Below are 24781 nucleotides of genomic sequence, written 5' to 3' on the forward strand. Positions count from 1 at the left end.
CCGAGTTTCACCCGGTCCGCATGACGACTCAGAGCGGATACGAAATTGGAACTGCTTCCATACATTATCTTTGCGATCATCAAGATCGCTCTCCTGCTCTTCATTCTGCTGACAGCGGTGGCCTATACCACGCTGCTGGAACGCAAAGTTATTGCTCATATGCAGAACCGATGGGGTCCCACCCGCGTTGGACCTTTCGGTCTGCTTCAGCCGCTTGCCGACGGTCTGAAGTTCATCCTGAAAGAGGACGTGATTCCCGACAACGTCTACAAGCCCTTGTACCTGGGGGCGCCGATCATCGCGTTGGTTCTCTCGCTCCTCTCGATTTCTATCATTCCGTTCGGCGGGGCGTGGGACATTGGCAAATATCACATTCCGTTGCAGACGACGGCGTTCTGGAACGGTACTGGAATTCAGGACATTAATATCGGCTTGCTGATTATCCTGGGCATCACTTCCCTCGGCGTTTACGGTGTCGCGCTTTCGGGATGGGCGTCCAATTCAAAGTATTCCCTGCTCGGATCGCTGAGAGCGGGCGCGCAGCTCATCAGCTATGAAGTGGCGCTTAGCCTCTCCCTTGTGGGCGTGCTGCTTCTTGCCGGAACCTTGAGCCTGCGGCAGATCGTCGATTCGCAGGCAGGATCGCTCCTGCACTGGTATTTCCTTGGCGGATTTCAGTTCATCGCCTTCTTTATTTACATCATGGCGGCCTATGCCGAGACGAACCGTATTCCGTTCGATCTGCCGGAAGCCGAAACGGAACTGGTTGCTGGTTATCACACCGAGTACAGCTCCATGAAATTTGCCATGTTCTTCATGGCCGAGTACTGCAACATGATTACCGTCGCCTGCCTGGCGACGCTGCTTTTCTTCGGTGGATGGCATAGCCCGTTCGAGGGGCTGCACCTTCCTGCGCCGGGAATCTGGCTGATGATTTCACCGTTGTTCTGGTTTTTTGCCAAAGTGTTCTTCTTCATCTTTGTATACATCTGGGTTCGCGGAACGCTGCCGCGTTTCCGCTATGATCAATTGATGTCCTTCGGCTGGAAATTTCTCCTGCCCCTTGCGATTGCGAACGTTGTGGTCACCAGCCTGGTGCTGGCCTTGCGGTCCTAGGTTCTGAACGGAAATGCTTCACACGATTTTGTTTCTCATCTTCGGCGCAATTTGTGTGGCGGGAGCGCTCAACTTCCTGCTGCAGCACCATCCTGTGAACAGCGCTTTGTCACTGATCGTGGTGATGGGATCGCTGGCGCTTCTGTTTCTGCTACTCGGTGCGGAATTTGTTGCCGCGGTGCAGATCATTGTGTATGCCGGTGCGGTGATGGTCCTGTTCGTCTTTGTGATCATGTTGCTCAATGCCGGCGAAGAAGAGCGCACGCGCGGCAATCGCGTTGCTCTGTTCCTGGGCGTACCCGGCCTGGTCGTCTTTTTTGGACTGATGTGCTGGACTCTCTCCGGCTCCCGCTCCCAGCTTGGACAAGTACAGATCGGCGGATACTACGTGCCCACGCAGGAGCTTGGCATCGCTCTGTTCCGCGAATTTCTGTTGCCGTTCGAGATCACGTCTGTTCTGGTGCTCATCGCCATCATGGGAGCCGTGGTCTTGGCCCGGAAGGAGCGCCAATGATTCCACTCTCCTGGTATCTGATTCTGGGCGCGATTCTGTTCGCCATCGGTGTGGCCTCGTTTCTGATCAAGCGCAACATCATCACCATTTTTATGTCGATTGAGCTGATGCTCAACGCCGTGAACTTGACCTTTGTGGCCTTTGCCAGCCACTGGCATCAAGTGAGCGGACAGGTGCTCGTTTTCTTTGTGATGGTGGTAGCCGCGGCGGAAGCTGCCGTTGGATTAGCGATTGTTCTGTCGGTTTTCCGGACGCGCGAAACTTTGAATGTTGATCAGGTGAACCTGCTCAAACTATGAATTCGAGTCCCAATCTTAACCTGTGGTTGATCCCGATCCTGCCGCTCATTGGCTCGGCCATCAATGGCCTCTTCGGCAAGCGCTTCCCCCGCAACCTGGTGTCCACGGTGGCGTTGTTTTTCCCGGGCGCGGCGTTCGCTTACGCGGTTTGGGTGGTGACCCAGTTTGCTTCTCTATCGCAAGCACAAATCCCCCACATTGAGCGGCTCTTCCCCTGGATTGAAGCTGGCGCCTTCCGCGTAGACTACGGCTTCTATCTCGATCAACTTTCAGTCACGATGCTGCTGGTCGTGACCGGCGTCGGCTTTCTTATCCACATCTATTCGGTTGGGTACATGGCCGAAGAAGGGGGCTACTACCGCTTCTTCTCCTATCTCAATCTGTTCATGTTCTTCATGCTGACGCTGGTGCTAGCGCACAGCTATCTGCTGATGTTTGTTGGGTGGGAAGGCGTCGGCTTAGCTTCGTATTTGCTGATCGGATTCTTCTTTCTCCGGCCATCGGCAGCGCAAGCCGGTAAAAAGGCTTTTATCGCAAACCGGGTTGGCGACTACGGTTTCCTTCTGGGAATGTTCCTGCTGATCAAGCAATTTGGAACCTTGGATTACGACAGGGTCTTCAAAGCAGTTTCCTCACTTCCGGTTGAAGCCGGCGTTGGAGTGCTTACGGCGACTGCTCTGCTCGTAATGGTTGGGGCGACTGGCAAGTCGGCACAGATTCCACTGTACGTCTGGTTGCCGGACGCAATGGAAGGCCCGACTCCCGTTTCGGCACTGATTCACGCCGCGACCATGGTGACGGCTGGTATCTATATGATCGCGCGCTCGAATGTGCTCTTTCTGCATGCTCCCGTCGCGCTACGCGTAGTTGCGATCATCGGCGCATTAACGGCGATCTTCGCTGCCAGCATTGGACTGGTACAGAACGACATCAAGCGGGTCCTCGCCTACTCGACGGTCTCGCAGCTTGGATACATGTTCATGGCCTGCGGAGTGGCCGCATTCTCTGCCGGAATCTTTCATCTCGTGACGCATGCGTTCTTCAAGGCCTTGCTCTTTCTTGCCGCCGGAGCGGTGATTCACTCGCTCGGCGGAGAACAGGACATGCGCCACATGGGGGGCTTGCGGAAGCTAATCCCGTGGACGTTCTGGACGATGACAATTGCGACGTTCGCCATCACCGGCTTTCCACCGCTAAGCGGATTCTTCTCTAAAGATGAGATTCTCTGGAAGGCATTCTCCGATAAGACGTACGGAAGTTGGGTCTTCTGGCTGATCGGATTGATCACTGCTGGAATGACTTCCTTCTATATGTTCCGCCTCTGGTTCTTGACCTTCTTCGGCGAGCGTCGTGAGCCGGTCCACAACGAGGACAAAGGGCATCAGCCCGCTGGACATGCGAACCACGGCCACGGCGGCCATGTTCACGAGAGTCCTTGGATCATGCTTGGACCGCTGGTGGTTCTGGCTATCGGAGCTGTCGTGGTGGGTTGGCTTGGAATTCCTGAAGCTCTTGGCGGTCACAACAAATTCGATCAGTTCCTGACGCCTGTCTTCCACACCAGCTCTGAGCCCGTGCGCTCTGTCGAAAACTTCCCAAGCGAACCACAGAAATCCGAGAGTCCTGAAGAGAACAAATCTCTCGAAATTGAGCTTGCTGGAGCATCGGTCGCCACTGCCTTTCTTGGGTTTGGACTCGCTTATCTGTTGTATGTTCGCCGACCGGAGCTCCCCGATCGACTCGCCGCCAGTATGAAGGGCGCTTACCGCACCCTTCTCAACAAGTACTGGGTTGATGAGGCCTACTACGCGACATTGGTGAATCCGATCGTGGATGGTTCGCGAACTGTCCTATGGCGTGGCGTAGACGTTGGAGTTATCGACGCTTTAGTGAACGGCGCGGGTACGAGTTCCAAAGGAGCCTCTTCGGTAACGCGACGCATGCAGTCGGGCAGTATCCGCTCCTATGCAGGATGGGTGGCGCTGGGAGCGGCCTGCGTGGTCGGCTTCATGATCTGGATGGGGTTGCACGCATGAACAGTCTCATCCTTACGCTCGTTACGTTTGTTCCGCTAGCCGGGGCAGTTCTCTTAATGTTCATGCCGCGCAACGACCGGGCCATCAAGTGGACGGCGCTGGTCATTTCCATTTTGGCATTCGTCCTTTCGCTGCACCTGGCAACGCATTGGACCCACGGCGCTCCTGGGTTCCAGTTCGGCGTTGATACACAGTGGATCGCGACGCCAAACATTCACTATCACCTCGCCGTCGATGGCATCTCTGTCTGGCTGGTGCTGCTCACCACGTTCCTCACGCCGTTCTGCGTGCTGATTTCGTGGAAGTCCGTTCACGGACCAATCAAAGAGTTCTTCGTGCTGATGCTGATCCTCGAGACGGCGATGATCGGCGTCTTCGTCTCGCTCGATCTGTTTCTCTTCTACGTTTTTTGGGAAGCGACGCTGATTCCGATGGCGTTGATGATCGGTATGTACGGTCACGAACGCCGCGTGTATGCCGCGATAAAGTTCTTCCTCTACACCATGATTGCGTCGGCGTTCATGCTGGTTGCAATCATTTGGCTCTACGTCAAGACCGGCAGCTTCGATTACGTGACCATTCAGAACGCGATCCAGAGCGGGTCGATCGCGGGCTTCGATCGGGCGGCGGAATTCCTGTTCCTAGGCTTCTTTATTGCTTTCGCCGTTAAGGTTCCGTTGTTCCCATTCCACACGTGGTTGCCGGATGCGCACGTAGAGGCTCCGACGGCCGGCTCAGTGCTGCTGGCCAGCGTTCTCCTGAAGATGGGTACATACGGATTGTTGCGCTTCAACGCCACGCTCTTCCCTGTTCAAGCACATGAGCACGCTCCCTGGATCAACACTCTGGCGCTAATTGGAATTGTTTATGGCGCACTAGTAGCTCTGGTGCAGCCGAACATGAAGAAGCTCGTGGCGTACTCGTCAGTCAGCCACCTTGGCTTTTGCGTTCTCGGGATCTTTACTTTCACCCAGGCTGGAGTTGACGGTGCGGTGTACCAGATGCTGAATCACGGCATCTCCACGGGCGCGCTCTTCATGCTATTGGGCATGTTGTATGAACGGCGACATACCTACGAGATCAAGGAATACGGCGGCCTGGCAACGCCCATGCCTGTGTATTCCACCATTTTCCTGATGATCATGCTGTCGTCAGTCGGCTTACCGCTGTTCAACGGATTCGTTGGAGAATTTCTCGTGTTGAGCGGAGCCTTCAGTGCGTGGTCATGGTATGGAATCATTGCCACCACGGGAGTCATCTGGAGCGCCGGTTATCTGTTTTGGCTCTATCAGCGAACTTTTTATGGCGAAATCACTCACCCGGTGAACGCTCAACTCCCAGATGCCGATGGACGCGAGCGCCTGAGCTTGATTCCGATGGTCGCGATGGCATTGGTCATGGGCGTAGCTTCGCCGCTGTGGATACGCATGATCGATCCCTCGGTTCAACAATCACTGCGGCCGAGCTCCGTGAGCGCGGCTTCTGCACCAAAGTCAGACGCGAAAGCTGCACATATTCTTGCGATGGGCAAAACAGGTAAATGACTCCGAATCCCGATCTGAGCTACATCCGCATTCTGCCGGAGATCATCTTGAGCATCTGCGGTCTCGTCGTGATGATCATCGAGCCCCTGATGCCCGCGCGCGGCAGTCACAAATCCCTGGGAATATTTTCCTTTGTTGGCACGCTGGCGGCGATGGTCGCCTCTCTGTATCAGACGAACTATCCCGGATGGGGATGGTTCAACATGATTCGCGTGGATGAATTCAGCGTCTTCTTTCACGTCCTCATCTGCGCGATCTCTGCGGTTGTAATCCTCGCTTCGTTCGAGTATCTCGAGATTCAGCAAATTCAGGGAGGCGAGTATTACGCATTGATTCTTTTCGGCACCGTGGGAATGGTGCTGATGTCGTCGGCGGTCGAGCTTGTGCTGACCTTCATCGCCCTGGAGATTTCGTCGATCGCTACTTACGTTCTGGCGGGCTACCGCCGCAGGGCAGCGACGAGCGTTGAGTCGTCGATCAAGTATTTCCTTCTCGGCTCATTTGCCACCGCCTTCTTTCTCTACGGAGTTGCGCTGATGTTTGGCGCCACGGGGTCGACGAGCATTTACAGCATTTCAAGCGCGCTCCAGTCTGGGCAGGTGACAGTCGGAGCGTCTGTTACTCCCGTGAGCTATGGTCTCGCGTACGTTGCGGTGGCGCTGATGTTTGTCGGCATCGGGTTCAAAGTTTCTTCCGCGCCCTTCCATATCTGGGCTCCCGACGTTTATGAAGGCGCTCCTGCTCCTGTGGTCGCGCTAATGTCTACGGGACCAAAGGCGGCCGCGTTCGCCGTACTGCTCCGGATTCTCTTCGGCGCAGCAACGATTGAGGTGGGCAAAGCCTGGTTCTGGCTAGTATGGATCTGCGCGGCCCTCTCGATGACGCTGGGCAACATAGGAGCGCTTTTGCAGAACAATGTGAAGCGCATGCTCGCATATTCATCGATCGCCCATGCCGGATACATTCTCGTAGCTTTCGCCGCTCGTGGAGACATTGGAATCGCCGCAGCCATTTATTACGTTGCCTCCTACGCCGCAATGAACGTGGGCGCTTTTGCGGTGGTTTCCCACTTCGCGCGTAGCGGTGAGCGTTACGTGAACATCGAAGACTATGCCGGATTGGGAAAACGGTCTCCTGTCCTGGCTATAACGCTGACCATCTTCCTTCTTTCGCTTCTTGGACTTCCTGCAACCGGCGGTTTCTTCGCCAAGTTCTACGTGTTCAATGCCGCGATCAAGAGCAACCTGGTCTGGTTAACGGTGATTGGCCTCGTGAACAGCGCAGTCGCTTCGTATTACTACCTGCGCCTCATCGTCGTGATGTATATGCACGAACCGCACCCGGGCGAGGAGAAGCTGCAGTTGAGAGCTGCTCCCGGACTCACGGCTGCGCTGGTGATTACGGCGATCATCACGATCTGGCTTGGCGTGAGGCCCGCCGGTGTGCTTGATTACGCAACGCGTGGCGCATTGAGATTGCTTCCGAGCGTGCAGCAGAGCTCCAGCTTGTCGCGTTAGGTTTGTTTGCGCGTTCGCTTCAACACAACGCGGGTGCTCACCTGTTAAGCTCATTCGAGCTGTTCCGCACCAAACAGCCAACCTACATAGCGTCGTTCCGGTTCTAAGTTCCTGAAGAAGAGGCTGTCGATGCGGAAGGCACTGCTTTTACCTGCTCTATTACTCATCAGCGTTTCATTCGTTTTCTCCCAAGCTAATTCGGGCCAGCAAGGAACCGTTGCCGCACCAGGCGCAACGCCGGCAGCGCATGATCCAGCGCAGCCACAGAAACAGATGCCGCCCGACACACACGCTCCGGCTCCCATTGGAGTGCAAGGGACACAGCCCAGGTTGGACCAGGTCAGTCCCGCTCCGAATGTTATGCAAGGTCGCATCTCCTCAGGAACGACGATCCGTGCAAGTCTCGATACACCGCTTTCCACCAAGACTTCGCGAGTTGGTGATCGCTTTACCGCGACCGTAACAGCTCCCGTGGTTGATGCCAGCGGCAATCTCATCGTTCCTATGGGTTCGAAGGTGAACGGACAGATCAGTGAGTCCAATGACCAGAGGGTGGCAAACGCGATAAAGGACATCGGACACCTCAACCTGCGGTTCACCAACGTGCAGCTTGCGAACGGAACCGATATTCCGATAAACGCTACGTTGCTGTCGGTTCACAAGCCTCAACCCGTGCGACCCTCAGGCGATACCGCCTCGCAACCCGCAAGCAGCGCCATTGGAGCTAATACGGTTCTCTCACGTGCGTTCGGTCCGCCAATCAAAGGAGTTGCCGTCGGCAACCTTTCTGGAGGAGGCTACGTGCTGTCGACGAGCGGCAAGCAGGTGGAGCTTCCCGCGGATTGCGGTCTGCGTCTACGCGTCGATCGCGATACGTCTGTGCCCTAGACTGGGCGCCGATTTTTTTCCAGACATTCCTGCCGACGACCGACGGTATTCAGCCGATGTGTCTTGCTTGTACGAGAACAGTGAATTTATCAGTGAATGTTTTGGAATTCCCATCCGTGAACAACGGATAGTTTCGTCGAATCTCTCCACTACCAATCGGTTACAAGCTTCATGAAATTCCGTCGTTCGCTCCGGAACAGTGAATAACAGTGAATTAGCAGTGAATTTGGCCAATCACAATCCGTTGCTCGCAGTTGGATTCTTTCTTTGCCCGAGGTACGTCGGGCAGAATGCGATTTCCCAAATTGAGATTTTCCTTGCATTCGAATAGCGATTCATGGTATCAGCGAACATAGTTCGCTGGTGGAGATGCCAAAGGGACGTAAAGATAACCGCCCGCGCTCCGAGTCAGCTAAGAGACCGAATCCTTTAAGACCTGTCATCCCGCCGCTGCGATGTGGGTTGTGCCTCCAAGCCCTAGTTGGTACGGCGCGGGGGATCTGCTGTTTTTCTATTCGGCGCAAACAGCATCCGCCGCGGCGGACCAAAGCCGCTCTTAGGTTCTGGGATTCATCACGATTTTCCGTTGCGGCTTTGAGGGATGACAGTCTTTAAAGAGTGCCCTCCAGGGCAGATCTTGTACATTTTTCTTGCAGCGTATTTTACGAGGCATCGGGTTGGGCTTGCTGATCTCCAGTGCCGTGTGTGTGTCGTAAGACGTCCCAGCGCACGTAGATCATGTACAGCACGACAAGAATGTTCACGATCAGCACCGTCCAGTGCATCGCATTCGGATGCCGGATCAGTCCGACGACCTCCAGCGGTAAATAAGCCGATCCTGAAATAATGGCGAACCACTCTGCCCATGCTCGGGCGTTCCACAGCCCGTAAGCCTCGATGAATCGGATCGCCGCATAGGCGAATCCAACGCACGCGACCGCCACAATCTTCCTGTCACTCACCCGGTCAGCAGCATTCAAGAAGGCCTGAACGAAACGGTGTGCGGGGTTCAGGTGCAGGGACTCGATCACCTTTTCCGCAATATCCCCGATGTCCTTGTGCAGCAGCGTGAACAGCGCAAAGCTTGCGAGCAAGGCCAGCACGCCCTTGAAACTTTCCAGCGCTGCGACCGCGCGAAGGCCCGCAAGATGCTCGCCAGGAGCTCTGTCTTCGGCTACTCGGGGCGGAGATGATTGCACGACACTCATTCGACTTGAGATTACAACAGCGATTTGGTTGGACCCAAATTAAGATGCTCGAATCATGAGTATCGGTCGTTGCTCCAGACCGTATTAGGCAGGCGGTGACGTGCTGTGAGCGAACTGCGCACTGATTCTTTTCTGTTACAATCAGAGCAGTCGGAGCCGCCAGGTTTCGGCGCAAGGTTCCGCTCACCTTCCAAGAGTTCCCGCCAAGGCGGGCGGTCAAGCAGCGGGGACGTAGTTCAGTTGGTTAGAACGCTGCCCTGTCACGGCAGAGGCCGCGGGTTCGAGTCCCGTCGTCCCCGCCATTCTTTTCAGTCACTTATCGGAATTCCGTTTTGGGCGCTACTGTCCAAAACTGTCCGATAAGCCGACAGCACTCACAACCTTCTTAGGAAGGATACTGCTGGCCACCCGGCCCTGCGCTTCGCGCTTGGCCGGTGAGAGAGCTTGAGTGTAGACATCCATCGTGATCTTGCTGTTTGCGTGCCGCAACAGCTCCTGCACGACTTTGACATCTTCACCGTTGGCGCGAAGCAGCGTGGAATATGTGTGGCGGAATGTGTGCCATCCCACCTTCTTCGTAATTCCAACCCGCTTCGCCGCTGGCTTAATCCAGCGCTTGAGGAGACTGTCAGGCCACAGCGGCTGTTTGCCCTTGGTCCAGGGACTAGCGAACACCCAGTCCTCGGGCCGATTGTAGAGTGAGCTTTGCTTCCACAGCCAAAGGTCTTCGGCGACCGAAGCCTCCAGCGGAACCGGCTTCTGTGATGCCTCAGTCTTGCAGTTCCCAACTACCTGATGCACCACCGACCGGGTCACATTGATTTGCAGCTTCTCAAAATCAATGTCACTCCACTTGAGACCAATCAACTCGCCGCGCCGCAAACCTGTAATCCCATCCAGCGCCACCAGCGTCCTCTCGCGAAAAGAAAGCTCCTGGAGCAAGGCTTGGAATTCAGTAACCTCAAGCACATCGGGGATACGTTCCCGTTTCGCGCTCTGCCGGACCTTGCTGATTGGATTCGCATTCTGCGGAAGCCATTCATACCGGATCGCGTGATTGAACAAAGCGTGCATGATGTTCCTGATCTTCGCCTTGGTCCCTCTTGCCATCTTGCTGCCGTCCTTAAGCGTCAGCGTTTTCAGCCAACCCTCAACGGCCACCGTACGGACATCCTTAATCCCCAGGATGCCCCAGCGAGGTCGTATCCAGCTTTCGAGATAAATCCTGTAGCCCTGCTTTGTTGAATGGGCTTTCTCGTGCTCTTCTGGATCAACCAAGTCAAGATTGAGTTCTTTCTCTTCGTAGTGGGTTATGAGGTCCCTTACCGATACAGGCTTCCATACGGTTCTAGGGGCCTCGACGTTAATCTCTAACCGCAATGCAGCGGCAGCCGCCTGTGCTGCCGATTCTGTTGGATATTCGTCAACAGTTCCGATTGCGCGATACTGACGTTTGCGTTTTCCATCGGGCGTCGGTTCATACCAACGGAAAATCCAAACCTCAGGTCCCTTCATACGCGACTCGCGTTGAAGAGAGCCTTGCTGAAATCGTGTCCGTCCAAACATTCAAAATCCTCCATGTTTGAACGGCACAGACTGGCGAGATTCATCATAACGCGATTTGCGCCAGTTTTCGCTATTTTTTCGCTTGAGATACACAGAACATTAGCTCACGATTTTCCTGATCCAGTCATCCAATGCGGAAGCGCGAAACCGCCACAACTTCCCGATTTGGATCGCCGCCACTTCGCCGCTGCGCGCGAGTTTCTGCAGAGTCTTCGGATGGATTTTCAAAAGTGCAGCGGCTTCCTCACTGTCCAAGAGAGGCTCGAATGCATCATCTTGGACGGCGGAGGAGAGCGTTTGTCGAGCCTCCACTTGGCCATGATTTCCATTGTGGTTCACATTAGGTTTCTTCATTTGAACGCCTCATCTTCACGGAAATAAGTGATTGCCAGGCCGAGCGGATTCACCTGAATCAGTTCGTTCGGAACTGAATCGCGGAAGAGGAAGACGAAGTGCGCCGTGTAGAGCGTGCGCTTGCTCTCGGCATGATCGACTGGCGAATAGGCGATCTCGTAGAAATCGACCGTCGCCTTGTAGGGAGCCGCTCGCAAGTCTTCGATTGAGACCTTCTCAACCTCGATGTCGATGTCTGGCCGGCTCGTCGAGTTCTGCAGGTAATCGTCTATCGTGTGATTCTTCCGGTATGCCTCGGCAACGCTGTTCCCGAGTTGAGCTTCCATGAAGAGCAACGATTTCTTGAAATTGTCTCGAATCGTGTATCGATTTCGGCTGTAGTACAGACGGCAAAACTCGCTGAGAAAGTATTTGATCTCCCCGTCTTGAGGCTTATATCCAAGCGTGTCGTACGACACCGCTTCAGCGCGACCAATGTCGCTAATGCGGATCACCAGCGGCTTGAAGTTCTGGACCATGCGAACGGTCTTGACGTTGGTGTAGATCAGACCGGCAACGACGAGGGCCATCGCCAGCAAAGCAATTTTCAAGTACGTGTTGGTAACAATGGCGTCGCCGAACTGCTCGGCATAGAGCTGTTTCGCGGCGCTGAATGTGGCATCCGGCTTCGCTTCGGCAACCATAAAATCAACCTCGACTGACGTAGGCGACCATTGCCGCCGCCAAACCGGAGTCAGCTCCCGCCGCACCACTGAAGAGGTGATTGGTTAAGGCCGGAATCTTCAGCAATCCATAAATAGCAATCAGGAGGAAAATGAACATTGCCGGAAACGCCGTCATCCACTGATCGACGGTCATTCCGCCCGTGTCAATCGCAAAGAACGCCAGCAGCAGCTTCGCGAAGATGAACACAAACGCATTAGCGACGACTTGATAGAACGAATATTGCAGGAAGGCTTTGAACCAGCCCCAGAAGAGCCAGTCCATTTTGGGAACAACAAAGAATGGAATAAAGATTGGCCCGACCAACAGGAGAACTGCTTGGGCAATCAGCCCGAAACCAATCACCATGAAGATTACGGCCTGAACAGCCGCAAGAATGACATAGAGCACGACGAACGTCAGAATCTCGTGCAGATTCACAGAACTCGGTTGTTCGAGGCCCTGTTCAACTTCAGTGACCTTCGTCTCGACCAAGCGGCCTTGCTCGATCCCGATGCTGTTTGAAAGTGAAGAGGCTTCTTGAATCACCAGGTCCGAGAAGCTGTAGCCCATTCCCGGAATTGGGGTGCTGTAGTAGGTCACCATTGCAAAACCGAAGGCGACGACCAGGAGCAGGCGGCTGAAGCGGGCGAAGCTGAAGCCTTCGCCCCCTTCAGCGCTGGAGAGGGCAGCCTGTACGCCGAACCAGACAATCAGAATCGTGGCAAACCCACGAAACAGGTTGTGGCCCATCTGGACGAACAAGTCGAGTTGCGAGGTCAGCAGACCGCGAATGCCGTCTTCGAGAGAGGTGAACGGATCTGTGACTGGAACCAACATGAAATGCCCCATTTCCTCATTTCGAGCTCGGCGTTTGCAGCCGGTTCGGCATCGAACTGGTGAAACTCATCAGATCCGAGAAGTGCTGCTGGCGATAGAGTTCCGTGTTGATACTGCCTACATTCGACGTACGGTTGCGCTCGCTAGTCAGGAGTTGCTGTTCGAGCATCGCAACCAACAGTTTGTTCGTGTCCTGCAGGCTGCGCACCAGCAGGACATTTGCCGCATTGATTTTGTTCAAAACGGCAGTCTGGGTGTTGAGATCAGGATCAGAAGAGAGCGAATCGTCTTCGAGTTGCTTGATCCGACTCTCAAGCTGTTGGGCGTTGTTTCTCAACTGCCCAATCGTGGCCATGTTGTTGATGGTGGAACCGTCTGACAGCTCTTCGAGACCATAAGCCCGCTTCAGTCCGTCGTAAGTATTCACGCCTGTAGGGTCACTCAGCGACAGATTGACTTGACCGTAGCCTTGCTGAGCGGTGCTGTAGCTTCCCGTATTGATGCCGTTCACCCAACGAGAAGTGTTTCCAAGCGTGTTAGCCGCGCTCAAATTCGTCCAGAGGGAGGGAATGGCGCGATAGCGGGCCACCATGTTCTGCATCTGGCGAGCCTGAGACTGAATGAACATGAACTGCTGCATGTGGACGTTGTACGACTGCTGTAGCTGCTGCAATTGCTTTTGCAATTGCAGGTAGCGCAGCACGGCATTCTTGTAGTTGGTCGGGTCATAAACGACCCCTCCAAACTGCGCGAAGCTTGATTGGGCAGCAGAAAGCACGAGGAAAAATGCAAGAGCGAATTTGAACTTCATACCTAGACTCCTTTAATCACAAATCAGAAGGCATCGTGTGCTGGTTGTAGTCGGGCACGAGCAAATCCTGCATCAGATACACCTTCACCCGATGGCCTTCTCGAATGGTTATGGTTGGGAGCAGGTTCAAGAACCTGTCCAGAATGTGCGTTGAAGACTGCGCAAGGCTAGCGGCCACGCCTTGCCGGTACGCGTCAGTTGTGGTTTGAGGCAAGCCGACGCTGCTCGTACTTGTACCTGCTTCTGCCAATCCCGCAATTGCACCGACCGCAATGGATGCGCCGAAGATTTGGAAGTAGTGATGATTGACCTGATCTTTCAGTCCAGTCTCTCCAATCTGGTTCAAGCCCTGAAACTGATCGAGATCGACCGAATAGCCATCCGGCATGATGAGTCGATGGAAAGCGACCGCCAGGCGAGTCTGGCCGAAGCCCTCCACCCGTTTGGTTTCACCCAGCACTTTTGCGCCGGCAGGGATAAGCAGGTGCTGACCGTCATGTGAGTAAATATTGTTGGTCAGCATGCAAATAATCGGCCCGGAGAACTCTCCGTTCAGGCGAGTGACAAGTGCGGTCTCAAGAACAGTTCCTTCGAAGACGACGTAGTCCTTCCCGATCGTCTGATTAAAATTTGGATTCGTTCTTTTATGCGGCATTTCTGCCTGTGCAGGTGTGGATTGCGTCGAAGGCGCTCCTGCGGTGCCCACAGCCGCGAAGTTCGGTATTTGCAGCCCAGACAGGTCCAGCGGCAATCGTGACGAAGCATCTGCTAAAGACGTTTCCGTTTCGCTCGTTTGTTTTGGACGGTAGCTCAGCGAAACGCTGGACGAAAATAGCGAGGTGTACAGTCGCCGCCGTATGTCTTGTTTTATTGGGTCCTGCTCGGCAGGCACAGCGCTTTGTTGGTCGCCAGCCGGAGACCCAGCTTCGACGCGGCCCGCTTGTTGGCCCGGAGAACGAGACTGAAGCATCGAAGCGGTTTGCTGTTCTCGCCTCTCCTGATCGAGACGGGCAGCAATATCGCCAGAGCTAAGGCCGCTCACCGTCTCAGCCTTCCCTGCGTCGGAGTTCTTCGTTGCCTTGGCACCATGAGCTGGGCCGGAGACCCAGAGCAGGAGCATGATCACCGCGGTAAGTCCGATCACCACCCATGACTGAGCATTCTTGGGCAGCACGCCGGGCGCAGGCTTCCGCTTGTCCTGCACATTGGGCGCCGTGTTTTCTACTTCATTGGTTTGTGGCACGACATCACCCCTGTTTTTTGAAATCCAGTCTGTGTTTGCCGATGACCAAATATCCTGAGTCGAGGATTTTGGGTACTACGTAAACGCCGTCTTTCAAATCAAAATTGATGAGATTGGGCGATCCATCTTTCACCTCGTACAGCGTCGGCTTTTCCTCGGCAGACGACCTGATGTAGGTGAACTTGTCATCGTGATAAATGGCCGAAACCATGAACGGTTTCTTGTTCTTCTCGAAAATGTAGTCAAACTTCAGGTTTTTAATCGGGTATTCCGCCTGGAATGATTCTTTCCCCCTCTCGGCCAGGGAAGTTGCCAGCACTGCCTGCGCCCGCAATCCTTCCACTTCGCTGGACGAGACAAACTTCGGTGGCGCATTCATGGCCTGCAGGAGGGATTGGTCGTTGGGCTCGATGAAAACCTTGAAGTCAGGTTCATTCGCTTCTCCTACCTCTCTCACCAGAAGCGAGTACACATTACCCGCCGCCGTGATCAGCGTCACGTTTGTGCTGCTGCCTTGCTTGGCGGGCTTGATGTAGCAGAAGTTTTGCGTCCCCTCGACGACCCAGAAATCCTTATCTCCGGTGACGAAATCGAGGATCTTTTCGTTCTGAGGCAGAACGACCAGGGTTGTGTACCGCAGCTTCGCATTGATCAAAACGATGTCCTTGGCTGAGTACTTGACGGTGCGAGCTTCGCGATTCTGGGCAGCGGCAGAGACCACCGCCAGCAACGCGACGAAGACAATTGCGAATCTTGCTTTCATAGCGAACTCCTTGTCAGGACTTCCAAACCTTTGTCAAAGCCGTGCTCGCGGAATGCCTGCTCCCGCTTGAAGCTGTCGTTCGGATCGCTTGTATAGAGCCAGTAGCTCTTTTCATCGACTTCGAGATTCACGACCTTTGTAAGATCAGGCCGCTTTACGAGGGCCTGCCGCTTGGGGACGAGGGTCGAGATCATCTCGATTTCGTTGTCGTTCAGATGGAAGGTGTTCCGGTACCACTCGCGATCCATGTCCGGATTTGCGAGGAAAATCTTGGTCGCGCAGCTTTCGATGACCACGTTCACGATGTCCGACTTGTCCAACTCGTCAAGAGATTGCGTGGACAGGATCATCGCGGCATTCTTCTTGCGCCACGTTTTCAATGCCTCGACGATGTAATTGCGAATCGTCGGATGGCTGAAGAAGCGCCATGCTTCATCAATGAAGAAAGTTTTGAACGTAGTAGTTGCGTCCGGGTCATAAATCGACGCATTGGCCCGATGCAGGATGTAGAACAGCAACGGCTCAATCAATTCGGGGTAGCGATCCATGCCTTCAAAGTCGAAGCACTGGAAACGGGAGAGCGTGAGCGTGTCCTTCTCGTTGTCGAAGACTTGCCCGTATTGGCCGCCACTGACCCACTTTTCCAGCTTATTGGCAGTCGATTTCTGCAATGTGTTAGCAAGAACGCCCAACGTGCGCAGATTCGGAGGAAGCTCATACAGGTTCTGAATCTGCGCGTACAGGTCTTTTTCTTCAGCCTGAGTCAGAGGATTCAGACCGCGACCTTCTGCCAGGACTCTGACCAGCGCAAAGAGGAAATTCAGGTTTTCCCGCGTTGGTTCCAGCGAGAACGGATTAACCGTGAAGGCCGAGCGGTCGGCACTCACCTTGAGATACGCGCCACCGAAGAGCTGGGTAATACCCCGAAAACTTCCGCCCAGATCAAAAATGAACGTGTACGGAGAATATTTCTGCAGGTTCGTAATGAGGAAGTTCAGGAAGAACGATTTTCCCGATCCCGTGCGGCCCAGCACAATCGAGTGTGCCGTGTCCTGATAGTGCAGATTGAGAAAGTACGGCGTCCCATAGTTGGTTTCGAGGACGGCCAAGTATTCTGAGTCCAGATGCTTGTTCCGACGCTCTCCCGTGTGCAGTGTGAACAGGAATGAATAATCGGCATAGTTGGTATTCAGCAGCCAGAGATAGCGCAGATTGAAGTGCCGGTTGCCGGGTATGGTCGCAAAGAACGCGTTGAGCAGGTTGTACCGCTCCTCGAACAGCAGACCATCGTGCATAGAGAACACTTTGTAGAACTCAGAGCAGGCTTTCTCCACTGCGGCTAGGTTCCGGTCATAGACCACGACCGACAAAGAAAACTCACCGAAGTAGTTCCCGTTCAGTTCAATCTCCTTCAGGCACTCACCAAGGTTGCGCACCAGCGATTCCTTCGAATCGTCCACTAGCAAATCACCAGGATTCGTTGAGTTGTCTGCCTTCAGTTGGCTGAACAACGAAGTCTTGCTGTTATGAAAGTGGCGGCGCATCGACTGAATGCGCTTGCGCGAGGCTGTATTGTCCCGAGGTTTCCACTCGGTAACGACGTGGTAGCTGGCCCCGACCTCAAACAATTGTCGGAGAATCAGAGGCCAGCTTTGGGCGGTAGGCTCTTTCAGCGTGAGGACTTTCACGTAGTAGTCGTCAATCAGAAGGTGTCCCGGATAGCATTCAAGAGCAGAATCCGCGAGGTAGTAATCGACGTGCGTGTCGTACTTCAGCCGCGCACGTTCAGTTTTTACGGGAGAGAAGTTCAGCAGTTGTTTAAGCACTGTGAACGCGGCCTGCTTCTCACACAGCGCGATCTTCACGAAATCGCTGACCTGCAGAACGAAGCTGCGGATCTGATGGAGCAGCGCGCGATGCTGCTTTTCGATCGCATCCGCGATAAGAACTGTCTGCTTCTTGCTGCTCAGATACCCTTTGAGCTCCTCGACCGCCTGTTTCGGTTCGGAAGCAAGGTTCTGGAGGGTTCTGCCCAATCTGGCCTGATACCGGAATCCTTCGCACAAAATCACGTAACAAATGCGCAGCGAATACAGCTCTGCCGACTTCTTGTCGAAGTAGGCTGCGCGATCGTCAATCGCTTGCTTTACAACCGGATTGCTGTAGCTGCCGTGAGGAATTTGTTCGTGTCTGGACTTAAACAAGAATTGATAAACGCGAAATTGCGTCCCAAGCAGCCGCAGGGCTGATTCCAAACGCTTCGCCAAACCGTCAGTGTGCTTGTGGTCCAGGCACTCGTAATCGACGCCCTCGACGTTCAGCACCAACCCGAGATCGCCGGCCTTGGTCAGAAACACGTGATCGTCAAGAAAGCCGTAGACGCTGACATTCTCACTGAGAGCGCCCGTCTCTCTGTAGTTCTTGACGATCTTCGACAACCTAAGCATGGTCGATCACCTGCACGCTCTGCTCGCCGTACTTCGCCGGATCGTACTCACGGCGAAACTTGCTGGAGTTGAGCAGAATTCGCAGAATCTGCGGGTCCGTCCGCGTGGCCCATTGCGCCATCAAAAACAAACTGCCGAAGATCAGCAGTCCACCGAAGAGGCTGCCGAACAGATTGAACGTCGCCGCGCCCATGATCAGTGCGACGAAGAACAGCTTCCGCTCTGCTCCCAGGATGGTCAGTGGCTTATTGAGAGCCTTGTAAACGAGATTCATTCTCCGTTCGAGTTCCATAACGGTTCCTCACCACTAAGACCCCGGAAAAAGCCAGCTAAGAAAGTTCACCGCTGCTATTGCCATGCCAACGCCGAAGACGATTCCAGCGAACACTCGTTTATTGCCACCTTCACCAAAGGCGAACATCAGACCCCCTACTACGATCGCAACCAGGCTCAGTCCCTTGGCAATTGTTCCCGTGAACGCTGTTTGAAGCTGCTGAACTGCCGACTCCCACGGACTACTGCCGCTTTGTAACAGAACAAGTGAGAAAAGCATTTTCATTTTGCACATCCACGAAACGCGCATCGTTACTGGGCGTTTCAAACACGTCAGACGCTCCAAAGCTGCTCATAGATACTTCCGCGCAGGCGAAATGCGGCTCTACGCCACGCTGTTGAAAAGGATTGAAGATGTTGAAAGTGCCACTTTGGGATTCAGGAACTCACGGCCAAGGAGGGAGCCTTTGAGCCAGACGGACGCGTGAACTATGGCGAGATGCTTCGACTAATTTATCGACGGCTTCGTTCTGTGTTCTCGGAAGAGTTGGTGAACTTGCTGAAGCTGCTCGCGCAGGCGGACCGCCTCATACCTCGGAATTGGTCCATGCCGCTTTGCGAACTTGCGCACGGCCCGTTTTGTTAGATCCGTCCAGTTCTCGGAATCAACCAGTTCAGCACATCTCGCACAGGCTGCCCACACTCCGAAATCTTTCTGGAAGATTGGCAAATTGTTGAAAACGAAATTGGAGCACTCATAGAGCTTGAAAACAGGACCAGACGTACAGAAATCGCAATCGTTTCCGCCAGGGGTTGGCACTAAATGACCAACGCGCATGGCTAATCGTTCCTCTCACGGAATTTCAGGGTGGCGGGTTGTGCTTTCAGCTTCTTCCATTTGACGAGGTCTCCGTCCTTCAATCTGGCGATTTCAGGCGGTAGGGACAAAGCTATCTTGGCATTCAAGCGAAAACTCGCTAGTGTGTTGTCCTCGAATTCCAAATTAAGGGCGGTGCAGTTTTCGTCATTGACGAATCTTACCTGCTTGATGACTTTGCCTCTCAGGTCGGGGTATTCCGTGCCCTCACCTTTTGCTCTCACAATTCTGTATCCCACAGTTCTGCCGCTCCTTGCTCGTCACTTGTCATGCTGGTAGATCACGTCGTACTCGCGCACGATTTCGCCATTTCCAGTCTTCCAATCCAGTATTTGCGGTTCTATATCAATTCGGGGACGAATGGAAAAATGAATTGCTGTGTGGTCGGAAAAACGGACAGTGATATCGCGAAAGTTGAATTCGTTGGTGACTGTGATTCTCTGAACTGTTTTACCTGCTACTCCCTCGACTTCGACGATCTTGTGCGGCACGGCACGCCTCCTAACCCGCTTGAACGACTTATCGTGTCTAACTGAAATCCAAATGGAACTGCGCCAGAACGGGCGTAATCTTTGCGCACTCGCGCAAAAGCTGACGAGCATCAAGCTTCAGAGTGGTGAGAAAATCATCGATTGCGCTGTCGATATCTCCTCGATACTGTCCACGATGGCCCTTTATATATTTCGCGTGCGGGCCATCGACGCTAATGTGCACAGTGTCCCAAGTGCAATGTCGGCACTTTGGACCTCCCGGACAGCCCCGATGAGCGCTCAAATACTTGCGTTTTCGCTTAAGTGCCACGGGTTCATCTTCCTTTCTCTGCGGGACGCCACGACGGAACGTCGTCAGGCATCAGCCCGACTCTCTTCATGAGTCTTTGATCGCCTGTCCTGCAATCGAAAAGCTCTAGTTTTCCGGTGAGGCGCGTATCCAACGAGATCGTCAGTTCGGTTTTGTCTTCGAACTCTAGCGAGATGTAACGGCAGTCCAGTTCATTGGAAATGCTTACGGATTGGAGCACTTTGCCCTTAATCCCGTCTGTGAAGGTGTCCTCGTTCAATTTCGGCCTGTATCTTTTCTGACTTTGTCTCGCCATACCGGTTTCCACCATGCCTCCCCAGCTTCTTCGATGTATCGCTCCCACCTGTCCGTGAGTTTCTCTACCGTGACATCAAGAACGCGGGCAAGCGCACAGATTTCGCGCAACCCCCATTCGTCGCCCCCGGCAGTACCAGTCTCGATCCGGCCCAAAAGAATCAGCGGTATCCCCGATAGTTCGGCCAGTTCCTCAGTGCTCAGCCGTAATTCCTTTCGCATTGTCAGCACAGCCTTGCCGAACAGTCGAGCGTGCGCGTTCGCCCTCTCACGTTTGGTCATAGGTCCCGCCGACTGTAATACTCGCGAATCATCTTGAAATCGCCAGTGCTAATGTCCGACAGATCGACGTAGTGAGTTGTTATCTCAGGAATGAAGCTCAAGGAGAATTGCGTCTTGTCCTTGAATCGCACATTGACGTACAGGGAGTTCTCCTCAACACCGTGGCTGATCCAATCGATTACTTTTCCGTGGATCTCCGGATATTTCTTTCGCAGCTTTTCGTGCCGGGCCGCGATTCTCTTTTCCAGGCGTTTGTGCTCGCGAGCCGATATGGGTTTTATTTCCGTATTGCCGACCCGAACCACTTTGACTTTGTTTCTCATCACGCACTCCTGTTCTCCCCGCAGTCGGGTGTTTTCGTGATTCAAACCGCAGAAGCAGCACCGTCGGCGCTAGCTGGTTGAGACGATTCGAGACACACATCTCAACCTTTGCCCGATGGCTGTACCGTTGGCGAGTCGATTTCGTAGAAGACTACGGCGGATGGTTTCTGCGTAAACTACAGCAGAAGTGGTGCAAAACGGGAAAATAGCGGTCAGGTTGCGCCAAGGAGACGAACCGATTACTTTCTATTGCAGCCATCGTTGCCTCCCAGAGAGGTAATGGTGATCAGGGGCGCGTCGGTGTTGATGGCACCGACCCGTCCCCTTGGAACACGAGCTGAAATTGCTTCAACCGGAACAGCGTCACACTTCCCAGGGAGGATAGTGCGAAACGTCCATGCCCAAGCATAAACGAAATGGGTTGAAACATTCAACCACTTTCTCTAAGAAGGCGATTAACGCAGAAGATTGGGTCTCACAGTCCGAAGCGGCTCGTATCCGTGGCGTCTCTCCACAAGCGATCGGGCGGCTAATCCAGAAGGGACGTTTCCGCACATTGGAGATCGGGGGCAAGGTGCTTCTAAATCGTCGTGAAGTGGAAACGTATAAGCCCCAAAGGACGGGACGACCTCGCAAGTGAATTAGTCGAAATCCTACGAAATGGGCAAAGGTTAAAGCCAAAAAGCCTATCGCCTTGCGGACTCTCCTTCGCATTTGCCGAACATTCGGAGCTCCCATGACGACGTTGTTCGCGGACTCGACGGAATTGCAAAGAGGGGCTCGCGCCGTGAGCGAGACTAGGATTTGCCTTTTCGTTATTAGGAAACCGTCGGAGTTCCGGCGACCTCGGCAGGTTACCGTCGTAATTCCGACCTTGCTTCCCGAAGTAGAACTCGAATCGATGGCAGTTCCTGCACCCAATCTGCTGGAACGATTCTTTCGTACCTATACCAGCAAGTGCCCGAAGTTCAGACTCCCAGGTCTGTAATAGGTATCCAGCCGCGAGTGATACCGGTTGGGCACTTATATGAACACAAGCGCAACTCTTTACAGGCTGCCGGGTTTGGATTTGTCTGCCCGCGGAACTCCGTCCTGGGCCGCTAGACCACCCACACGACTATCAATTTCAAATGGTGTCTAAATACTCGTCTTTCTATTGAGGTACGAGTGTCTTCAAAACAGAACCTTTGCATTGGAGGTGCTTTTGCAATGAGCGAACGGGCTCTTCAAAAGCTTGGCGATCATGAAACTCATCGAAATGCTGGAAAAGCGGAACGAGGCTCTGAAAGTTTCTGAGGTGGCAAGAATTCTTGGGGTGACGCCACAGCACATCTACAAGATGGCAGCGGCTGGCCTGATTCCATGCTTTCACGTCAAGGGAGCAATCAGATTTTGGCCCTCCGAACTTGCGGAGTGGATCAGAGGAGAACTGGAGCGGGCAGAACGCGAGAGAAACCTAAGCGGTAAGGGAAACGTTTTGAAGCACGGGACATAACCTCATTCTCCTGGGGACCTACTTTGACTACGTCAAAAAACTGTCTTCGGCGTTATACGAATATCCCCGCCCTCATCTGCCTCCTGAGCGAACAGCGAATCACACTCTTAGATCCAGAAACCTGGGACGACAAGAATGATTCGCACTTTCTTAAGCTCTATCAAGAAAAGAATGGATTCCAGTCCGTTTTGGCCCTCTGTTTCACGCGAACCAGCGAAACCTACCACCACTGGCGAGTATTCGCGAATGGGTCAAGCGGCGTCTGCATCACTTTTAAGCGTGACCAACTCCTTGATGCAGTCGCAAAACAAACGGGCATTCGAAGCGGGGTCGTCAAGTACTTAACGCTGACCGCAATGCGACGCACGAGACTGACGATTCGCGACCTTCCATTTTGGAAGCGTTATCCGTTTGAGCATGAGAAGGAGTTTCGAATAATTTACGAATCACGCGAAAAGGTGAAGAGCATTGATATTCCTATTCCGCTTTCTTGTATCGACAGAATCACACTGAGCCCGTGGCTAAATCATCGATTGTCCAAACATGTGAAGAGGAATCTTTGGTCAATTGAGGGTTGTCGTAACCTGGAAATCGTGCGATCAACCCTGATAAGCAACGAGGAATGGAAGAAGTTCGGAGAGTCGGCGACCAGGCTGGCACCGGCATGTGGAGACGGTCACTGGCGTCATCCAGCCTGATTTCGGCCCGGCCTACTGAGAAGCAATATCGCTTCCCCTCAATCCCAACTCGCATAGAAGCTGTCTCATAAAGCGACCGACTTCGAAAAGCGTGATTCGACGCTCGTTTTGTAAATACTTGCCGACTTGCCGGTACTGATCGCCCGCTGTCCGTCTGGATTCCTTCCGGCTTGGCGACGATCCAGAACTTTATAGTAACTATCCTCGATGTGTCCCAGTCATGAGGCCGATGCGAAACGCTTTCGGTACTCGCGCGGAGAAATGCCCAAGCTTCTAACGAAAGCCAAGCGCATTTGCTCTTCGCCGCTGAAGCCGCAACCTTCGGCAATGGTTTCGATACGGTCTGTTGTCTCTTCAAGCCGCCGACGTGCTGTATCCAGGCGAATTGCTTCTATGGCCTTCGCCGGCGTTCGGCCACGTGTCTGCATGTAAACTCGCGCGAAGTTGCGCGGACTCATGTGTAAGCGATCGGCCAGCGCCTCGACGCGAAGATCGCTTCTCAGGTGTTCTGCGATCCATTGTTCAAGCTCGTTGAACTGGTCTGAGTCAGAGTGCGCCTGGGCATCGAGCAAAGCGCTGTATTGCGACTGGCCGCCCGCACGCTTGAGATAAACCACAAGAATCCGTGCCACCTTGATCGCGACCTCGTGTCCCGCGTCCTGCTCGATCAGAGCCAACGCCAGATCAATGCCGGCACTACTGCCCGCCGAACTCCACACCTTGCGATCGTGAACGTAGATGGCATCTGGCTCTACGGTTACTTTAGGATGACGACTGGCCAGCAGTGACGCATGCATCCAGTGCGTCGCCGCTCGCCGTCCATCGAGGATTCCTGCGGCAGCCAACAAGAAACTACCGACACAAACCGAGCAGATCCGCCTGCAGGCAGGTGCAGTTTTCCTGACCCATTGAACAAGAGCGCGATCGCGAGTGACATCCTCCACACGAAGCGCGCCAAGGACAATTAACGTATCGATGGTCTTGCCCGAGACGCTGCGCGCTGATTTTGTATTCAGTTCAACGCCATTTGCAGTCTTGACGCGTCCGCCACGCGCAGACAAAGCAATGCATTCGTAAGTTGTGCGCTGTTCTTTGAGGGCGAAATCAGTCGCGACGGTGAACGCTTCCAGCGGACCAGAGAGATCGAGCAACGAGACTCCGTCGTAGGCGGTGAAAACGATTCGACGAGAGGATGATGCTCGCATGGGAAGCTTGGCAGATTTTAAGGGAAATGTGTCGTTGCTACCAAGTGCTCTAACACATCAATATAAACGTCGATTTGAGAGAGACGTTACTACCGTCTCAAAACCGACGAGCAGCAATTAAGGAGGATTCTCATGCCACTGGTTCGCGTGACGATGATTAAGGGGAAGTCGCCCGACTATATCAAGAAGATGTCGGACAGCATTTACGAGGCGCTCATCGAGGCTTATGTGCAGCAGAAGGAGGAAACGTTCCAGATCATAGAGCAACTTGAGCCGGGCGATCTGATCTACGCTCGTAACTTCGGGATTAAAGGGTCTCGCTCGGAAAATTTCGTGATCATTAACATCGAGTCAGACGCGCGGCGTCGGGGCGAAAAGGAGGCCTTACTGGCGCGTCTTTCGGACAAACTAGCTGCCTCGCCGGGAATTGCGCGTGACGATGTCATGGTCCGTCTCTCCATGACCTCTGGTTTGGAAGACTGGTCTCTCGGTAGCGGTATTGCCGTATCGAAATCGTAGGCTCCCCCGGCTCGGATACAGGTAAGTAAATAGATTCTCCCGGTCCGGGGGATGTCGTGAGGAAGTCGAGGTTTACCGAGTCACAGATCGTTGCGATCTTGAAGGAAGGCGAAGCCGGAGTCGCACTCAGCGAGTTGAGGGTGAGAGCGTTCCCGACGTTTTTATT

At 53.9% G+C, this 24781-nt stretch carries 25 protein-coding genes and 1 tRNA gene; 10 read left to right on the forward strand and 16 right to left on the reverse strand.

Going from position 1 to position 24781, the window contains the following annotated elements; all coding sequences use genetic code 11:
* Window positions 1–45 precede the first annotated feature (45 nt).
* From nuoH to VNX88_12225, 7 genes are all read left to right on the forward strand, one after another.
* Window positions 46–1116 carry an NADH-quinone oxidoreductase subunit NuoH gene (gene nuoH / locus VNX88_12195; protein HWY69422.1) on the forward strand — a complete coding sequence of 357 codons (1071 nt, stop codon included), beginning with the start codon at window positions 46–48 and terminating at the stop codon, window positions 1114–1116.
* A gap of 13 nt (window positions 1117–1129) precedes the next feature.
* The gene (locus VNX88_12200) at window positions 1130–1630 is read left to right on the forward strand and encodes an NADH-quinone oxidoreductase subunit J (GenBank protein ID HWY69423.1); all 501 of its coding nucleotides are present in this window, start codon (window positions 1130–1132) and stop codon (window positions 1628–1630) included.
* Entirely contained in the window at window positions 1627–1929 is a 303-nt protein-coding gene (gene nuoK, locus VNX88_12205; protein ID HWY69424.1) for an NADH-quinone oxidoreductase subunit NuoK, read from the forward strand. The genes VNX88_12200 and nuoK overlap by 4 nt, the downstream gene beginning before the upstream one ends.
* On the forward strand, window positions 1926–3965 hold the full coding sequence (nuoL, locus tag VNX88_12210) for an NADH-quinone oxidoreductase subunit L (protein ID HWY69425.1): 2040 nt from the start codon (window positions 1926–1928) through the stop codon (window positions 3963–3965). Before nuoK ends, nuoL begins: the two co-directional genes overlap by 4 nt.
* Complete coding sequence (locus VNX88_12215) at window positions 3962–5509, forward strand: NADH-quinone oxidoreductase subunit M (GenBank protein ID HWY69426.1); 1548 nt, start codon at window positions 3962–3964, stop codon at window positions 5507–5509. The genes nuoL and VNX88_12215 overlap by 4 nt, the downstream gene beginning before the upstream one ends.
* A complete protein-coding gene (locus VNX88_12220) occupies window positions 5506–7026 on the forward strand; it encodes an NADH-quinone oxidoreductase subunit N (protein HWY69427.1) in 1521 nt (506 codons plus the stop codon). Before VNX88_12215 ends, VNX88_12220 begins: the two co-directional genes overlap by 4 nt.
* Before the next feature lie 129 nt (window positions 7027–7155).
* Window positions 7156–7914 carry a hypothetical protein gene (locus VNX88_12225; GenBank protein ID HWY69428.1) on the forward strand — a complete coding sequence of 253 codons (759 nt, stop codon included), beginning with the start codon at window positions 7156–7158 and terminating at the stop codon, window positions 7912–7914.
* 662 nt (window positions 7915–8576) lie between these two features.
* On the opposite strand, the gene VNX88_12230 is transcribed toward VNX88_12225, so the two are convergent.
* Window positions 8577–9113, reverse strand: coding sequence for a DUF2127 domain-containing protein (locus VNX88_12230; GenBank protein HWY69429.1), 537 nt, complete (start codon window positions 9111–9113; stop codon window positions 8577–8579).
* A 234-nt stretch (window positions 9114–9347) separates the two neighbouring features.
* Here VNX88_12230 and VNX88_12235 point away from each other — a divergent pair.
* A tRNA-Asp gene (locus VNX88_12235) sits at window positions 9348–9424 on the forward strand.
* A gap of 37 nt (window positions 9425–9461) precedes the next feature.
* Here the strand turns inward: VNX88_12235 and VNX88_12240 are convergent.
* From VNX88_12240 to VNX88_12305, 14 genes are all read right to left on the reverse strand, one after another.
* The gene (locus VNX88_12240) at window positions 9462–10688 is read right to left on the reverse strand and encodes a site-specific integrase (protein HWY69430.1); all 1227 of its coding nucleotides are present in this window, start codon (window positions 10686–10688) and stop codon (window positions 9462–9464) included.
* A 99-nt stretch (window positions 10689–10787) separates the two neighbouring features.
* The gene (locus VNX88_12245; GenBank protein HWY69431.1) at window positions 10788–11042 is read right to left on the reverse strand and encodes a helix-turn-helix domain-containing protein; all 255 of its coding nucleotides are present in this window, start codon (window positions 11040–11042) and stop codon (window positions 10788–10790) included.
* Complete coding sequence (locus VNX88_12250; GenBank protein ID HWY69432.1) at window positions 11039–11725, reverse strand: VirB8/TrbF family protein; 687 nt, start codon at window positions 11723–11725, stop codon at window positions 11039–11041. The genes VNX88_12245 and VNX88_12250 overlap by 4 nt, the downstream gene beginning before the upstream one ends.
* A 4-nt stretch (window positions 11726–11729) precedes the next feature.
* Window positions 11730–12584: a type IV secretion system protein gene (locus VNX88_12255; GenBank protein ID HWY69433.1), complete on the reverse strand. Its 855-nt coding sequence runs from the start codon at window positions 12582–12584 to the stop codon at window positions 11730–11732.
* Between the two features lie 16 nt (window positions 12585–12600).
* The gene (locus tag VNX88_12260) at window positions 12601–13395 is read right to left on the reverse strand and encodes a hypothetical protein (protein HWY69434.1); all 795 of its coding nucleotides are present in this window, start codon (window positions 13393–13395) and stop codon (window positions 12601–12603) included.
* A 16-nt stretch (window positions 13396–13411) separates the two neighbouring features.
* A complete protein-coding gene (locus tag VNX88_12265) occupies window positions 13412–14638 on the reverse strand; it encodes a TrbI/VirB10 family protein (protein ID HWY69435.1) in 1227 nt (408 codons plus the stop codon).
* 4 nt (window positions 14639–14642) lie between these two features.
* Window positions 14643–15401, reverse strand: a complete 759-nt coding sequence (locus tag VNX88_12270; GenBank protein ID HWY69436.1) for a TrbG/VirB9 family P-type conjugative transfer protein — start codon at window positions 15399–15401, stop codon at window positions 14643–14645.
* Window positions 15398–17848 carry a DUF87 domain-containing protein gene (locus VNX88_12275; protein ID HWY69437.1) on the reverse strand — a complete coding sequence of 817 codons (2451 nt, stop codon included), beginning with the start codon at window positions 17846–17848 and terminating at the stop codon, window positions 15398–15400. Before VNX88_12275 ends, VNX88_12270 begins: the two co-directional genes overlap by 4 nt.
* Window positions 17841–18140, reverse strand: a complete 300-nt coding sequence (locus tag VNX88_12280) for a VirB3 family type IV secretion system protein (protein ID HWY69438.1) — start codon at window positions 18138–18140, stop codon at window positions 17841–17843. The genes VNX88_12275 and VNX88_12280 overlap by 8 nt, the downstream gene beginning before the upstream one ends.
* A 15-nt stretch (window positions 18141–18155) precedes the next feature.
* Window positions 18156–18431, reverse strand: coding sequence for a TrbC/VirB2 family protein (locus VNX88_12285; GenBank protein HWY69439.1), 276 nt, complete (start codon window positions 18429–18431; stop codon window positions 18156–18158).
* A gap of 827 nt (window positions 18432–19258) precedes the next feature.
* Complete coding sequence (locus VNX88_12290) at window positions 19259–19489, reverse strand: hypothetical protein (protein HWY69440.1); 231 nt, start codon at window positions 19487–19489, stop codon at window positions 19259–19261.
* Window positions 19490–19526: 37 nt separating this feature from the next.
* A complete protein-coding gene (locus VNX88_12295; protein ID HWY69441.1) occupies window positions 19527–19799 on the reverse strand; it encodes a hypothetical protein in 273 nt (90 codons plus the stop codon).
* A 255-nt stretch (window positions 19800–20054) separates the two neighbouring features.
* Window positions 20055–20375: a helix-turn-helix transcriptional regulator gene (locus VNX88_12300; GenBank protein ID HWY69442.1), complete on the reverse strand. Its 321-nt coding sequence runs from the start codon at window positions 20373–20375 to the stop codon at window positions 20055–20057.
* The gene (locus tag VNX88_12305; GenBank protein ID HWY69443.1) at window positions 20372–20698 is read right to left on the reverse strand and encodes a hypothetical protein; all 327 of its coding nucleotides are present in this window, start codon (window positions 20696–20698) and stop codon (window positions 20372–20374) included. Before VNX88_12305 ends, VNX88_12300 begins: the two co-directional genes overlap by 4 nt.
* 1243 nt (window positions 20699–21941) lie before the next feature.
* On the opposite strand from VNX88_12305, the gene VNX88_12310 reads away from it, so the two are divergent.
* On the forward strand, window positions 21942–22193 hold the full coding sequence (locus VNX88_12310; protein ID HWY69444.1) for a helix-turn-helix domain-containing protein: 252 nt from the start codon (window positions 21942–21944) through the stop codon (window positions 22191–22193).
* Between the two features lie 916 nt (window positions 22194–23109).
* Here VNX88_12310 and VNX88_12315 read toward each other — a convergent pair.
* Entirely contained in the window at window positions 23110–24096 is a 987-nt protein-coding gene (locus VNX88_12315; protein HWY69445.1) for a GlxA family transcriptional regulator, read from the reverse strand.
* A 132-nt stretch (window positions 24097–24228) separates the two neighbouring features.
* Between VNX88_12315 and VNX88_12320 the strand changes: the two genes are divergently transcribed.
* Entirely contained in the window at window positions 24229–24615 is a 387-nt protein-coding gene (locus VNX88_12320) for a tautomerase family protein (GenBank protein ID HWY69446.1), read from the forward strand.
* Window positions 24616–24781 lie beyond the last annotated feature (166 nt).

This window comes from Terriglobales bacterium, from assembly GCA_035567895.1.
Classification (GTDB): domain Bacteria; phylum Acidobacteriota; class Terriglobia; order Terriglobales; family Acidobacteriaceae; genus Gp1-AA112.